This is a genomic window from Olleya sp. AS48, from assembly GCF_038900355.1.
GTDB lineage: Bacteria > Bacteroidota > Bacteroidia > Flavobacteriales > Flavobacteriaceae > Olleya.
The window spans coordinates 68,727-84,018 of sequence record NZ_JBBMRD010000008.1; the positions used below are offsets into that span (position 1 = coordinate 68,727).

A 15,292-nucleotide genomic window follows, 5' to 3' on the forward strand; every position below is an offset into this window, starting at 1 on the left:
ATTTATTAAATGCCTATTCAGTATATTTGAATAGGCATTTTTTTATTCAATTTCATGAAACTACTCAACGACTTCCGACTAATTATATTACTCTGTTTAACCCTAGGTTTAGCGCCTTTTTTTCCAGAACCTCATATCTGGGGAAAATTACAATGGATTGCAGGTGGTGCAAAAGGTATGCAACTTAAAGATTGGTTTGATGTACTTTTACATGGATTCCCTTGGATACTATTAGTTAGAGTAATAATTGTTAAATTAACAACCAAATCCAATGCTTAACATTGTTTTAATAGAACCAGAAATACCAAATAACACAGGGAATATTGGCAGGTTAGCACTAGCTTCCGGAAGTACATTACACTTAGTAAAACCTTTTGGTTTTGAGCTAAGTGATAAACGTTTAAAACGTGCTGGATTAGATTACTGGAAACACTTAAACGTCGTGATGTACGACTCGGTTGATGACTTTTTTGAGACTAATAAAGACGCAGATTTTGCATTTTTTTCCAGTCATGGAACAAAATCACATTGGGACATTCCTTTTAAGGATAATCAATTTTTAGTTTTCGGGAAAGAGTCCGTTGGACTAGGAAGCACTATAATAGAAAAGCACAAAACATCATTATATAAAATCCCTCTGTACAGTGAGCATATAAGAAGTTTAAACTTAGCAAATTCTGTTGGGATTGTTGTATATGAAGGCTTAAGAAAACTACAAAAATAACTTATGGATTCAAAAAAAAGTAAAATAATTAAATCACTGTCAGAATATGCTCAAATTGCACTTGGTATTATATTGGCTAGTATTGGATTAAAAGCTTTTTTACTTCCAAACCGTTTCTTGGATGGTGGTGTAACTGGAATAGCATTATTAATAAGTAGATTAGTTGATATAAACATATCTTTATTATTAGTTGTGCTAAGTATTCCGTTTTTAATTATTGGTTATTTTACGGTTTCAAGACGCATTATTTTAAAGTCAGTTATTAGTATAATTGGATTAGCACTATTTATTCATTTTGAAAATTTCGAAATAATTACAGAAGATAAGTTTTTAATATCCATTTTTGGTGGTCTGTTTTTAGGAGCAGGAATTGGAATAGCTATTAGAAATGGATCTGTTTTAGATGGATCAGAAATTTTAGGTGTTTTTATTAACGACCGATTTGGAATAAGTATTGGAAAAGCCATCCTACTTTTTAATGTCATATTGTTTACAATTACAGCTTTTGTTATTTCAAAAGAAATAGCCATGTATTCTATACTTACTTATATTGTAACTGCTAAAGTAACTGATATGGTAATTGAAGGTTTTGAAGACTTTATAGGTGTATCTATTGTATCTAAAGATTACGAAAAGATTAAAATCGCAATTATTAAAGAGCTTGGTGCTGGAATGACCATTTACAAAGGAAAAAAAGGGTTTGTAAATAAAAATGAAAACGAAGAATTAGATATTATTCATACGATTATTAACCGTATTGATATCAAAAAAATGTACCGTATTATATCTGATATAGATGATGATGCTTTTATTGTAGAGTTTGATGTAAACAACGTAAAAGGTGGCGTTTTAAGACGCTATTTAGATCGAAAAAAGGGAGAAAAACTAGCAAACTTTTTGTCGCAAAATCCTTTTTAAAAACTATTTGTTTTTTTTCAAATAGCTTAAATACATATTTTCTACCTTAGTCCTAGCCCAAGGTGTACGACGCAAAAATTTAAGACTAGATTTAATAGAAGGATTATCTGTAAAGCATTTAATTTTCACAACATGACCCATATATTCCCATCCATAATGTGATTGTAAATCCGTTATGATTTGTTCTAACTTAATTCCGTGTAAAGGATTATTCTTTTGTGTTTCCACTAACTATTTTCTATTAAGTTTTTAATTTTGACTGCTTTTTCAAAATGATCTAATTGGTGTCTTTGTATCCACCAAGTTGCTGCTTCCATTAATAACTCTGGATTATCATTTTTATTTTTAAAAAAAGCATAAAAAGAGACACCAACAGTGTCTCCTTTTTGAGCTATTTTTTTATTACAAACTTCAATTATTCTATCTTTTAAATCAATAGTCATAACTTGTAATTAATTAACGTCTACTGTCGTTGTTTCTGCTTTTAGTTCTTGACCTATTACGACCACCTGAATTAGATGACGTATTACTTTTAGATTTACCTTTTTCGCCTTTAGGCTTATTATTTCTAGGTTGTTGTCTTCTATTTTGACCTGGTTTAATCGGTGCAGTTGATGCGTTTGGATCAGGCTCAAAACCTTCCAGAATCTCTACTGGTAGTTTCATACCAATTAACTTTTCTATATCGCGCAAAAAAGTAGTTTCGTCTGCACTTACTAAACTAATGGCCTCTCCATTTGCTCCTGCACGACCTGTACGACCAATACGATGTACATAATCTTCAGAGATATTAGGAATTTCAAAGTTAATTACGTGTGGTAATAAGGGTATATCTAGTCCACGTGCAGCAATATCTGTTGCTACTAATACACTAACGCTTCCGCTTTTAAAACCAGCTAAAGCTTTTGTACGTGCACCTTGACTTTTATTACCATGTATTGCAGCTGCTTTAATACCAGCTTTAATCATTTTTTCTACTAACTTATTTGCACCATGCTTAGTACGCGTAAAAACTAATACTTGCTTCCAGTTACCATCTGTAATTAACTTAATAATTAAGTCGGTTTTTTTTCCTTTAGCTACTCTAAATATCTTTTGTGTAATTGCTTCTACAGTCGTGTTTTCTGGTGTAGCTTCAACTTGGACTGGACGATTTAAAATCCCGTTTGCTAACTTTCTAATATCTTTAGAGAATGTTGCCGAGAACATTAAGTTTTGTCTCTTATCAGGCATAAGCTTCATGACACGTTCTATATCGCGTAAAAACCCCATATCTAACATGCGATCTGCTTCATCTAAAACAAAAATCTCGACACGTTTTAAAGACAATAATCCTTGACTTTCTAAATCAATTAAACGACCTGGAGTAGCGACCAATACATCAATACCTTGACGGATGGTTGCTGCTTGTGGCTTTTGATTAACTCCTCCAAAAATTACTGCACTACGCAAGTTTAAAAACTCGCTATACTCTTTTACATTAGCATAAACTTGTGCTGCTAACTCACGTGTAGGCGTTAAAATTAAAGCACGAATAGGTCTATATTTTTCTTTCGGGTTTTCCGATAGAATATGTAATAAAGGTAGTGTAAAACCAGCTGTTTTTCCTGTTCCAGTTTGGGCAGATGCTAAAACATCATGACCTTGTAATACTGGTGGAATTGCTTTTGCTTGAATTGGACTTGGTGTAGTGTACCCTTTTTTACTAATTGCTTTTAGTAAGGCTTCGGATAGGCCTAAAGATTGAAATGACATAAATACTGTTTATTGAGATAAACACTATTTAGTTAGGCTACCTCTTTTAATTTAATGCAAAGGTACTGCTAAATTATGGTTTTAATATTTTTATTAGGTTTTGTTTGTGTTTTAGTGGATTTACATCGCTTAAAACAAAATCACAATAGGCTTACTTTATGTACGTAAACAACAAAGTAAGTCTATCTAAACTTTACTTTATCAATCCTTTAACCTCATCAAAATCTAAACCACCATAATTTCCAGAACTCATTAATAACAAGGCTTTGTTATCAAAATTTTGTTTAAAGACAAAGTCTTTAAACGCTTCTGCATTAGTGTAAATAATTAAATCCTCACGTTGAAAAGCGTTGGCTATTTGCTCATGAGATACTTTATCTAATTTTTTAATTTCTACAGCATGTGGACTATAAAACACTACTGCTACATCTGCAGCATCCAATGCTCCTTTATATTCTTTTAAAAATTCGGCATTTAAACTACTATAAGTATGTAACTCTAAACAAGCCACTAACGTACGGTTTTGATATTGTTCTTTAACAGCGTTAGTAGTCGCCTCTACTTTACTTGGTGAGTGCGCAAAATCTTTAAAAGCAACGCTAGTTTTACTTTCGGCAATTTTCTCTAAACGTTTACTTGCGCCTTTAAAAGTAGAAATGGCTTCGTAAAAATCGTCTTCATCAATTCCCATATGTTGACAAATCCACTTAGCACCTGCTAAATTATTCAAGTTATGTTTTCCAAAAATTTCAATTGGCATTGGACCTTCAGGAGTATCTAATAACGTTTCGCCATCTTCCACTGTATATTCTGGTGTGTGGTATGCAATCTTACGTATTGGATTTGCAGATGCTTCAACTACACGTTTAACTTCTGTGTCTTCTTCGTTATAATTTATACTTCCTCCTTTTACAATACTATCTACAAAAATGCTAAACTGCTCTACATAATTTTCATAGGTAGGAAACACGTTAATATGGTCCCATGCAATTCCGCTTAACAAAGCAATATTTGGTTTGTATAAATGAAATTTTGGTCTCCTATCAATTGGGCTACTTAAATACTCATCACCTTCCAACACAATAAAGTCGTTATCGTCTGTTAGTTTTACCATAACATCAAACCCTTCTAATTGTGCACCAACCATGTAATCCACATCACGATCATGGTAATGCATGACGTGCAAAATCATGGATGTTATTGTGGTTTTACCATGACTTCCGCCGATAACTACTCTAGTTTTATGTTTAGATTGTTCATACAAAAACTCTGGATAGCTATAAATTTTTAATCCTAAATCTTGTGCTTTTAGCAACTCAGGATTATCCGCTTTAGCATGCATACCTAAAACTATGGCATCCAGATTATCACTAATTTTTTCCGGAAACCAACCAAATTGTTCTGGCAATAATCCCTTTGCTGCTAATCTAGATTTAGAAGGCTCAAAAATGGTATCATCACTTCCTGTAATTTGGTAACCTTTGTTATATAATGCTAACGCTAAATTGTGCATTGCGCTTCCGCCAATAGCTATAAAATGTACTTTCATTATCCTTATTTTGTAGAGTACTCAAAGATAGTGATTGCCAACAAAAATCACGGATTGCAAATGCCCTTTTTAATATCTTTTTTAATTACTTAGCGCAAATTAATTTGTGGTTAAATGATATTAAGGGTATTATTGTTTAATAATTTTAGATATACCATATGACTTCGGAGACGTTTAGTACCTTGATAAATAATGATACAGCATTACATTTACTTTTAAATGAGAATGAAATTACGGGTTTTTCAGATTTTTCAAAAATTGATTTTGCTGATGAAGCTTTTAAAACGTATATCGAAGACCAATATATTGAAAGCTTTAAAACTATTTACAATACCTATGCTGTACAATCTACTAACACTGCAAAAACAAATGCTTTTTTAAGGTCTATCCAATTTTTAGCCACAAGAAAAGTAATTGATGTTGTTGCAATCCAGTACCATCCAGAACTGGTTAAAACTTTAGACGTTTTAAAACATGCTAAAGAAACAGTAGATAAAAAGCCAGAAAACTTTAATGTTCCGTTAGTTAAAAATGCTCTAAACGTTACTATTTTAAATATCTGTAACCGTTTGGATAGCTCTGAAATTATAAAAAAAGATAAAAATCAACTTATTGCATATTGCTTATATATCTGTGATGTTTTAGAAGACATTAGTCCTAAACATTATAAAGATATTTATGTTGCTAGAGAGGATATTTTAAAATATCTTCAGAAAATAGATAGCTATTCTGCTTCAGAAAACCACATTTACTTAGCTTCAAAAAAAGGTAAAGATAACGCAACATTTAGAGGTCAAAAGCCAATATTAGAGAAAAAAGTTAAAAAACGTGGCGTTGGTTATTACGCATTAATCGCTTTAGGTATTGCCTATTTTTTATTTAAACTATTTAGACGCATGGGATAATTTTATAATCCTTGCTTAAACGTCTTAAACACATCTATACTTGGTAATTCGGCTATAGCCAAATCAATATATTTTTTAGCATTTGTTACGTCTTGCTTATGCTTATATATTTGCGCTAATCTGTAATTTGCCCAAGCTTTTGGAACACCATCTTTAGCCGAATAATTTTGAATATAAACTTTTAAACAACGCTCTCCTTTATCCAATTGCACGTTATAATCTGCACACACCTTACCTATTTGGTAATGCAAACTGTTGCGTTGGTGTTTTATTTGTGCAGCTTCCAAATTAGAGACTGCTTTTTCTGGTTGTTTTTCTTTTTCGTAAAGCGCTGTTAACTTATCATAGCACGTTAAAGAGCCTCCAACTTTTATTGCTTTTAGGTAATATTCTTCTGCTAATTCTGGCTCATCGTCATATTCATAAATATAACCTTTAGCTAAATAGCCATCTACTTTAGATAAGTTTTCAAGCTCATTTGCATACTTAAAGGACTTACTTTTACTTCCTCCAATAATGCCTGGTAATTGCATGTATAATTCTACTAAAGCCCAACGTGCTTCAATATGATTTGGATCTAATTCTGCAGCTTTTAAAAAAGAGGATTTTACGTCTCCAATAATTCCTAAAGCAGATATTTTGCTTACAGATAAGGCTTTCATCCCTAAAGCACCTCCTAATTTATAGTGGTAGTTTGCTGTATTAGGCTTAGTATTTACTAGCTTTTTATATTCTGCAGCAGCTTCATCCCATTTTTTTTGATGACCATACGCATCACCTAACAACTCAATAGCTTCTAGATTTGCAGAATGATAAGTTACATATGCAGATAATTCCTGTTCTGCTTTAGCAAATTGTTTACTATCAATATAGGTCTTCCCTTTCTCTATTGAGGTCTGAGCAAAAATAGTTAACGGTAATAATAAGGTTACTAAAAATGATTTCATATTGAATGTTAAAGGTTTACAAAAATAGTATTCTCTTGGTATTGTTTTTGATTAATTTGGTTAAATATTATTTAACTTTAAATTTATCACGCGTCACTCATTGAAACGTTTACTTTACACATTTATGCTATTAAAATCGTAAAAAGCAAAGTAACTTGTTTAAAAATTAATAAAATGAAACATATATTATCGCTATTAATGGTATTACTTTTTGCAACGTCCCACTCACAAACCAACAATTATTCCAAACTTTGGGAAACTGTAGAAAATCACGAAATTAATGGTCTTCCAAAAAGTGCTTTAGAAGTTGTAAAAACCATACACGACAAAGCCTTAACAGACAATAACACAGAGCAACGTATAAAAGTTTTACTGTTTAAAAGCAAGTTTGCATTATTACTAGAGGAAGATGCGCAACTTAGCATTATCAATGATTTTAAAGAAGAAATTTCTAAAACAGAAGCACCTACAAAAAACGTACTAGAAAACATGTTGGCAACGTTGTATTGGCAATACTTTCAGCAAAACAGATATCAATTTTATAGACGCACAAAAACTGCACAAAAAGCAGATGCTATTGATTTTAGAACTTGGGATTTAGAAACGCTTTTTACAGAAATCCAAACACTTTTTGACAGCTCATTACAAAATGGATTAATACTTCAACAAACACCAACTCTTCAATTTGAAGCTATAATTACTAAAGGAAAAGACGCTGAAATTTATAGACCAACTTTATTTGATTTTTTAAGTCATAACGCCTTAGAATTTTACAGAACACCAGAAAACAGAATTACGCAACCAGCTTATAAGTTTAGTATTGACAATGAGCAATTTTTAACAGACTCCAAACAGTTTTCTAACTTAAAAATCACCTCTAAAGATTCGACATCACTACAATTACAAGCTTTAAAAGTATATCAGGATTTAATTAAATTTCACTTAAAAGACAAAACACCGTATGCCTTAACGGAATTAAATACTGAGCGGTTAGACTATGTCTACTACAATGCGACTTTTGAAAATAAAGACGACATATATCTAAAAGCACTACAAACAGAAGCTGAAAAAAATAAAAATCATGAAGTTTCTGGTCTTTACCTTTTTAAAATAGCCACGCTTTATAACACACAAGGTTACAACTATAACAAAGACACAAATGCTGATGTAAGATTTAAAATTAAAGATGCTTTAGCTATTTGTAAACAAGTTACTGCTAAGTTTCCGGATAGTAAAGGTGCTGGTTTAAGCAATGCTTTACAGGCTCAAATATTAGAGCCTAGTTTATCCATTCAAACCGAACAAAACATACCAATTAATACGTATTCGCGTTTTTTAATTAGCTATAAAAACATTCAAAACTTAACCTTTAACGCATATGCTATAAGCAAAAAAAAGTATGATGCGTATTTAAAATTATACAAAGAGGAAGACAAAAAAGACTTTATCAAAAAACTAAGCACAACAAAAACTTGGTCGTCTACCTTAAAGGATAAAAACGATTACCAACAACACACCATTGAAACTTTAGTGCCTAAATTAGATAATGGATTATACCTTATCGTTGGACAAACTACAGATTTAAAATCAGATTTTTTTGCATCAGCCTTAACCCAAGTGACTGATATAGCTATTGTAAACTATCAAGATAATAATCAAGATTTTTTCCAAGTCATTAACCGTAATAACGGAGCACCTTTAGCAAACGCAAAAGTAGACCTTGACTATACCTACCGTAACGAGAAAATTCACACTAAAACCACAACAACTAACTCAAAAGGTATTATTGCTTTAAGCAAAACCAATAATTATAATCGCAGTAATATTAATTTAACTGTAAAAACTAATGATGACACTGCCTATTTTGGTAGTTATTACATGTATAATTATAAGCGTAGTCGTGAAGATAATGACACCAATTATCAAGCTTTTGTTTTTACCGATCGTAGTATTTACAGACCATCGCAAACCGTTTACTTTAAAGCAATTGCTTTAAAAAACAAAAACAACAATACTGAGGTATATGCTAATAAAAAAATACAAGTCATTTTATATAATACTAATGGCGAAAAAGCAAGCACATTAGATTTAATTACTAATGATTTTGGATCTGTTTCTGGCGAATTTATTTTACCTAACGATGGATTAACAGGTAATTATAGCATACAAATTAACGATGCAGATCTTTATGGTCAGACTTCTATTTCGGTTGAAGAATATAAGCGTCCTAAGTTTGAAACCAATTTTAATCCCATTACCGAAACGTTTAAAGTTAATGACAGCATTACTATAAAAGGCGAAGCTATTGCTTTTGCAGGTAGTAAAATTACAGAAGCAAAAGTCGTATATCGTGTGGTTAGAAATGTACAATATCCTGCTTGGTACAGATGGTATAGACCAAGTTATACCAGTGAATCGCAAGAAATAACACATGGCGAAACAACAACAAATGCAGATGGTAATTATGAGCTTGTATTTAAAGCTATTCCAGACGAAAAAGTTGATAAATCTGGTTTACCAATTTTTAGTTATAAAGTCACAGCAGACGTTACAGACATTAATGGCGAAACTAGAAGCACCTCAACAATTGTAAAAGTAGGATATCATGCCTTAACAGCGACTATTGACATTGCGGCTACCATTAACAAAACAAAAAAAGACAATCAAATTACTATAACCACTCAAAACCTAAACGGTCAATTTGTAGCAGCCAAAGGCGCTTTAAAGATATACAAATTGCAAGCTCCTGATAATGTATTAAGACCACGACCATGGAGCATTCCGGATTATGAAGGTTTTACCAAAACAGAATTTAAAAACTACTTTCCGCATGATGCTTACAACAATGAGGATAATCCAGAACATTGGGAAAAAGGCGACTTAGTTTTATCTAAAACGTTTGACACAGAAAAATCTAAAACTATAGACCTAAAAAACATCAAAAAATGGCTGTCTGGAGCATACATTTTGGAACTAGAAACCAAAGACAAATTTGGTCAAGAGGTTAAGGATATTGCTAAAACCATGTTGTTTTCCGACAAGGATAAAACCCTTGCAGACCAGCAATTAATTACAGTTACAACAGATGAAACCAGTTATAATGTTGGTGACAAAGCAATTTTAACCTTTGCAAGCGCTGCCAAAAATATAACTGTTACAGTTAGTATAGAACGTGATTATCAAATCACAGAAAACCATACTATTACTTTAAACCAAAACAAAAAAACGATAAGTATACCTATTGACAAAAATGATTTAGGCGGTTTTGGTGTTCATTTTAGTTTGGCAGCATTTAATAGTTACTCAGATGGTAGTCTAACCATAAATGTGCCTTATCCGCAAACAGACTTAGAGATTGAAACACTTACGTTTAGAGACAAACTTCAACCAGGAACAGACGAAACTTGGAGCTTTAAAGTTAAGGGAACAAAAGGCGAAAAAATTGCATCCGAGTTTTTAGCTAGTATGTATGATGCATCTCTTGATCAGTTTAAATCACACAACTGGAATTACTCACCATTTAAACCTCTAACCTATTATACGACTTTTAGAAAAAATAATGGGAACAGTTTTGGAGTAACCCATTTTAGAGTGGATAGGGTTTATGAATACCATAGTTTTAATAATTTAAAAAGCTTTGATCAATTTAATTGGTTTGGATTTGCTATTAATAATAACGGTTGGTTTTATAAGAATTACATCAATTCGCTTAGAGCAAATAAAACTAGAACCTCTTACGATGGTAAAGTTAAAGATGGTTATGTTAAAGGAACTGTAAGTGATGAGAATGGATTACCATTACCTTCTGCTGCAATTGCAGTTAAAGGTAGTACAGAAAGTACAACTACAGACTTTGATGGCAACTTTATTATTAAAGCAAAAACTGGCGCTATTTTAACTTTTAGCTATGTTGGCTATGGGACAATGCAAAAAACAATTGGAGTTGATAACGTTATTAATTTAACACTAAAACCTGACAATGCTTTAGATGAAGTGGTTATAACTGCATTAGGTATTGAGAGAAAGGCTGATGAACTTACAGGTGCAACTGAAAATGAATTTGACTATTATAGAGGAAATGAATACACAAAGAAAGCTATAAATGAAGATGGCACTGTAAAAAAAATCACTCTTAGAGGAAATAGATCCTTAACTGGTGACAATGCAGCGCTAATTGTAGTTGATGGTGTGATAATGTCTGCAGACCAAGTTAGTAATCTTGATCCAAATTCTATCCTAAACACTCAAGTATTAAAAGGTGCTGGCGGAACTGCTTTATATGGATCTCAAGGTGCCAATGGTGTTATAATTATCACAACAAAAAAAGGTATAACAGAAGATTTCTCTCAAGTTAAAGCAAGAACAAATTTACAAGAAACTGCCTTTTTCTTTCCGCAATTAGCTACAGATAAAGATGGTAATGTGTCCTTTAACTTTACAACACCAGAAGCATTAACTAGATGGAATCTTAATGTGTTTGCACATGACAAACAAGGTAATTATGCCCAAAATACACTGCAAACCGTTACACAAAAAGACTTAATGGTGTTACCAAATGTACCACGTTTTTTACGTCAAGGTGACCAAATACAGATTAGCACAAAAATTGCAAATCTTAGCACAAAGGATTTAACAGGTACAGCAGTGCTTCAGTTGTTTGATGCATTGACTGGAAAAGCTATAGATTCGGAATTAGCCAATACTTTAAACCAGCAATCGTTTTCCGCGAAAGCGAAAGGTAATACACAAGTCACATGGACGCTTTCCATTCCTGCTAACGTTAGTGCGATTCAATATAAAATATTAGCAAAATCTGGCGATTTTAGCGATGGTGAACAAAATGCCTTACCTGTTTTAACCAATAGAATATTGGTGACTGAAACCCTTCCAATGTGGATTAAAAGCAACCAAACCAAAACCTTTACATTGGATAAATTAAAGACCAATACGTCGGCTACTTTAAAGCATCACAAATTAACATTAGAGATGACTAGCAATCCTGCTTGGTATGCTATACAAGCATTACCCTATTTAATGGAATATCCATACGAGTGTAATGAGCAAACCTTTAGCAGATTTTATGCTAATGCCTTAGCTAGCCATATTGTTAATAGTAATCCACGCGTTAAAGAAGTGTTTAACCAATGGAAAAATACAGATGCGTTATTGAGTAATCTAGAAAAAAATGAAGAGTTAAAATCTATTTTAATACAAGAAACACCTTGGTTACGTGATGCACAGTCAGAGACAGAACAGAAAAAACGTATTGCTTTACTGTTTGATTTAAATAAAATGAATAATGAGCTAGCACGTGCTAAAACAAAATTAAAAAACAACCAAATGAATAATGGTGGTTGGTCTTGGTTTGGAGATTATCGTGTTAACCGTTACATCACACAACATATTATTACAGGTTTTGGACATCTTAAAAAACTAAATGTGGTAAGTGATAAAGATGAAGACATTACAGATATGGTGGAAAATGCATTACAGTATTTGGATGATGAATTTGAAAAAGAATACAACGACTTAACAAAATATAGTAACACTATAGATTACACCAAAGACCACTTAAGTTATACGCAGTTACATTATTTATACATGCGAAGCTTTTTTCCAGAATTTAAGCTGTCTAAAAAACAACAAGAGATACACAACTATTACTTGTCACAAATTAGAAACTACTGGTTACAGCGTCCATTATATGCTAAAGGGATGATGGCTTTAATAATGAAACGTAATGACGATACGACAACAGCTAAAGCCATTTTAAAATCGGTTAGCGAAAACAGTATTACGTCTGACGAGTTAGGTATGTATTGGAAAGAAAACACAAACTCTTACTATTGGTATCAAGCATCCATTGAAACACAAGCCTTAATGATTGAAGCATTTGCTGAAGCTGGTACAATACTACAAACCGAAGCTAAAAACATTGAAACGATTGATAATCTAAAAATCTGGCTACTTAAAAACAAACAGACTAACCAATGGAAAACAACAAAAGCAACTACAGATGCTGTCTATGCTTTACTATTTCAAGGTAACGATTGGCTAAGTGTTACAGATATGGTTGATGTGGTTTTAGGCGACCAAAAAATAACACCAGAAACTTTAGAAGATGTAAAAGTAGAAGCTGGAACAGGTTACTACAAAACCTCTTGGTCAGGAGAAGACATTACTCCTAAAATGGCTGAAGTTAAACTAACTAAAAAAGGAAATGGCATTGCTTGGGGAAGTTTATACTGGCAATATTTTGAGGATTTAGATAAAATTACATCAGCAGAAACGCCTTTAAAACTAAAAAAACAATTATACTTAAAAACCAATACAGATAAAGGTGAAGTCATTACTGCTATTACTAAAAACACTAAACTTAAAGTTGGAGATTTAATAAGAGTACGTATAGAATTACGAAGTGATCGTGCAATGGAATTTGTACACATGAAGGATATGCGTGCTGCAGGATTAGAACCTATTAATGTACTTAGTCAATACAAATACCAAGATGGTTTAGGGTATTACGAAGCGACTAAAGATGCATCTACCAACTTCTTTTTTGACTATTTACCAAAAGGTGTTTTTGTCTTTGAATATGATTTACGTGTTAATAATGCTGGTAATATGAGTAATGGTATTACAACTATACAAAGTATGTATGCTCCAGAATTTAGTAGTCATAGTGAAGGTGTACGTATTAAGGTCGAATAAATTTAGCTTAACTAAACAAAAAAGCTTTCAATAATTTGAAAGCTTTTTTTATACACATAACTCACTTAACCACAATAAACTACAGTGTAAAAAAAATGATTTAGGCATTTAACCAACCTACTTTGCATTATAAAAAATGGATACAATAGTTTGCAAAAGGGTTAAAAATTATATTTTTAGGCCAAACTAAACTATCCATAATGAAAAAAACAGTATTACTTATTGCTTTGCTTTTTGCATTTTCAATAAGCGCACAAACCGTGTCTTTAACTAAAAGTGAAATTTTTAAAGACTCCAAAAAAAACAGCTCATTAGTCTTTTCTTTAGAAGATGATAATGGAGGACTAATTACTATCAGATCTTTTATAGGTGGCTTTATACCTAAATTAAAAGGGTATTACATTCAGCACTTTGACGCTAAATTAAAATTAATCAAAGAAGTTGAATATGAGGTAGACAATAATTTTATTCAAAATGCATTTATTAAAGATGGACAATTGCATATTATAGAATTTGACCACGACAAAAAAGCAGATAAAATAGTATTTAATGTGGTGTCTTCAAACCTTAAAGACCTAAAATTCAGCAAAAAAGAATTATTATCATTCTCTGAAGACAACATGCAAAAGTATTTTGGAATAGGCATTTTTCCCTTTTTTATAAATAACTTTTCTCAAATGGATGGAAACCATATGGGAGAAGTAATTATGTCTAAAAACAATACGTTTTTTGCTATCAACTTTGACTTTAATAATAAAGATAAGGAAACGCACAAAATATTTGTTTTCAATACTAATTTTGAAAGCGTTTATGATAAATTAATAGAAAAAGACATTAAAGACAAATTGTTTGAATACAATAGTATTGATGTCGATGACAAAGACGGAACCGTTTACTTTTTAGGTAAAGCTTTTGAAAACAACTCCAGAAAGTCTAAGAAAAAAGGTGAAGCTAACTACCACTTCGAATTGCTAAAAGTAAATGCAGAAGGACAAAAAACAACAGCGTTTAAAAAGGCAGATAAATTTATTTCGTCAATGGAGTTAATCAAAACAGAGGACAGATTATCTTGTGTTGGTTTTTACGGAGTTAAAGATCAAGGTAATTATAATGGTGTTTGTTTGTTTAATTTAAATCCAGATACGCTTGCTATGGAGACTGAAAAATTTACTCCTTTCTCTGATGAGTTTATGACTGATAAATATGGTAATAAAGAAAACAGAAAAAAAAGAAAACAGAAAAAGGGTATTAAAAATATAGATTTTAAAGGCATTTTTACAATGGATAATGGTGACATTATTGTAAACGCAGAAGAGTTTTTTATTACTACACATACATCTATGAATGGTAGTGGTGGAATGTCTACTTATACCATTTATCATTTTAATGATATTATAAGCGTTAGATTAGATAAAGATGGAGGCTTAAAATGGGCTAGAAACATCAATAAAGCACAAACTGGTCTTACTAATAGCTCTTACACTTCAATTCCAGTAGACGAAACAACTTACTTTTTTATAAACTGCTCTGATAATATTAAAAAACTTAGTGCAGACCGTATTGCTTTTAAACAAACTAAAGCCAAAAAGTCTAATTTATATATGATATCTATTGATAAAAATGGCGCTTTTGATTTTGAAAAATTAATAGACGACAAAGACTCTAAAGTCTATTACAAGGTTAATGATGGTGTTGTAAATCTTAACGATCGCACTGTTATTTTACCAGGTAAAAAGAAAAAAAATACACGAATTTTAAAAATTAAATTTTAATTTTTTTTAAA

At 31.7% G+C, this 15,292-nt stretch carries 11 protein-coding genes; 6 read left to right on the forward strand and 5 right to left on the reverse strand.

Going from position 1 to position 15,292, the window contains the following annotated elements; all coding sequences use genetic code 11:
* Positions 1–54: 54 nt before the first annotated feature.
* Genes WNY60_RS11010 through WNY60_RS11020 form a run of 3 tightly spaced genes read left to right on the forward strand, consistent with a single transcriptional unit; the run spans position 55 to position 1,642 of the window.
* Positions 55–279: a hypothetical protein gene (locus tag WNY60_RS11010; RefSeq protein ID WP_145002747.1), complete on the forward strand. Its 225-nt coding sequence runs from the start codon at positions 55–57 to the stop codon at positions 277–279.
* Positions 272–724, forward strand: a complete 453-nt coding sequence (locus WNY60_RS11015; RefSeq protein WP_339808381.1) for a tRNA (cytidine(34)-2'-O)-methyltransferase — start codon at positions 272–274, stop codon at positions 722–724. Before WNY60_RS11010 ends, WNY60_RS11015 begins: the two co-directional genes overlap by 8 nt.
* 3 nt (positions 725–727) lie before the next feature.
* Positions 728–1,642: a YitT family protein gene (locus WNY60_RS11020; RefSeq protein WP_342862397.1), complete on the forward strand. Its 915-nt coding sequence runs from the start codon at positions 728–730 to the stop codon at positions 1,640–1,642.
* A 3-nt stretch (positions 1,643–1,645) separates the two neighbouring features.
* Here the strand turns inward: WNY60_RS11020 and WNY60_RS11025 are convergent, their stop codons facing one another.
* The 4 genes from WNY60_RS11025 to WNY60_RS11040 all read right to left on the reverse strand — a co-directional run bounded on the left by WNY60_RS11025 (position 1,646) and on the right by WNY60_RS11040 (position 4,946).
* Positions 1,646–1,870, reverse strand: coding sequence for a VF530 family protein (locus WNY60_RS11025; protein WP_028283691.1), 225 nt, complete (start codon positions 1,868–1,870; stop codon positions 1,646–1,648).
* The gene (locus WNY60_RS11030; RefSeq protein ID WP_339808378.1) at positions 1,870–2,085 is read right to left on the reverse strand and encodes a DUF6500 family protein; all 216 of its coding nucleotides are present in this window, start codon (positions 2,083–2,085) and stop codon (positions 1,870–1,872) included. The genes WNY60_RS11025 and WNY60_RS11030 overlap by 1 nt, the downstream gene beginning before the upstream one ends.
* Before the next feature lie 13 nt (positions 2,086–2,098).
* On the reverse strand, positions 2,099–3,397 hold the full coding sequence (locus WNY60_RS11035) for a DEAD/DEAH box helicase (protein WP_341588100.1): 1,299 nt from the start codon (positions 3,395–3,397) through the stop codon (positions 2,099–2,101).
* A 193-nt stretch (positions 3,398–3,590) separates the two neighbouring features.
* Entirely contained in the window at positions 3,591–4,946 is a 1,356-nt protein-coding gene (locus WNY60_RS11040; protein WP_342862398.1) for a Mur ligase family protein, read from the reverse strand.
* 158 nt (positions 4,947–5,104) lie between these two features.
* Between WNY60_RS11040 and WNY60_RS11045 the strand changes: the two genes are divergently transcribed.
* Positions 5,105–5,851 carry a hypothetical protein gene (locus WNY60_RS11045; protein ID WP_342862400.1) on the forward strand — a complete coding sequence of 249 codons (747 nt, stop codon included), beginning with the start codon at positions 5,105–5,107 and terminating at the stop codon, positions 5,849–5,851.
* Between the two features lie 2 nt (positions 5,852–5,853).
* Here the strand turns inward: WNY60_RS11045 and WNY60_RS11050 are convergent, their stop codons facing one another.
* On the reverse strand, positions 5,854–6,798 hold the full coding sequence (locus tag WNY60_RS11050) for a tetratricopeptide repeat protein (RefSeq protein ID WP_339808375.1): 945 nt from the start codon (positions 6,796–6,798) through the stop codon (positions 5,854–5,856).
* A gap of 174 nt (positions 6,799–6,972) precedes the next feature.
* On the opposite strand from WNY60_RS11050, the gene WNY60_RS11055 reads away from it, so the two are divergent.
* Positions 6,973–13,509, forward strand: coding sequence for an MG2 domain-containing protein (locus WNY60_RS11055; protein ID WP_342862401.1), 6,537 nt, complete (start codon positions 6,973–6,975; stop codon positions 13,507–13,509).
* A gap of 200 nt (positions 13,510–13,709) precedes the next feature.
* Positions 13,710–15,281: a hypothetical protein gene (locus WNY60_RS11060; RefSeq protein WP_342862402.1), complete on the forward strand. Its 1,572-nt coding sequence runs from the start codon at positions 13,710–13,712 to the stop codon at positions 15,279–15,281.
* Positions 15,282–15,292 lie beyond the last annotated feature (11 nt).

Excerpts from the sequence above, each read along its gene's own strand:
- WNY60_RS11040 (WP_342862398.1), bottom strand. The coding sequence starts at position 4,946 with ATGAAAGTACATTTTATAGCTATTGGCGGAAGCGCAATGCACAATTTA.
- WNY60_RS11055 (WP_342862401.1), top strand. The coding sequence starts at position 6,973 with ATGAAACATATATTATCGCTATTAATGGTATTACTTTTTGCAACGTCC.
- WNY60_RS11045 (WP_342862400.1), top strand. The coding sequence starts at position 5,105 with ATGACTTCGGAGACGTTTAGTACCTTGATAAATAATGATACAGCATTA.
- WNY60_RS11020 (WP_342862397.1), top strand. The coding sequence starts at position 728 with ATGGATTCAAAAAAAAGTAAAATAATTAAATCACTGTCAGAATATGCT.
- WNY60_RS11050 (WP_339808375.1), bottom strand. The coding sequence starts at position 6,798 with ATGAAATCATTTTTAGTAACCTTATTATTACCGTTAACTATTTTTGCT.
- WNY60_RS11015 (WP_339808381.1), top strand. The coding sequence starts at position 272 with ATGCTTAACATTGTTTTAATAGAACCAGAAATACCAAATAACACAGGG.
- WNY60_RS11030 (WP_339808378.1), bottom strand. The coding sequence starts at position 2,085 with ATGACTATTGATTTAAAAGATAGAATAATTGAAGTTTGTAATAAAAAA.
- WNY60_RS11060 (WP_342862402.1), top strand. The coding sequence starts at position 13,710 with ATGAAAAAAACAGTATTACTTATTGCTTTGCTTTTTGCATTTTCAATA.
- WNY60_RS11035 (WP_341588100.1), bottom strand. The coding sequence starts at position 3,397 with ATGTCATTTCAATCTTTAGGCCTATCCGAAGCCTTACTAAAAGCAATT.
- WNY60_RS11010 (WP_145002747.1), top strand. The coding sequence starts at position 55 with ATGAAACTACTCAACGACTTCCGACTAATTATATTACTCTGTTTAACC.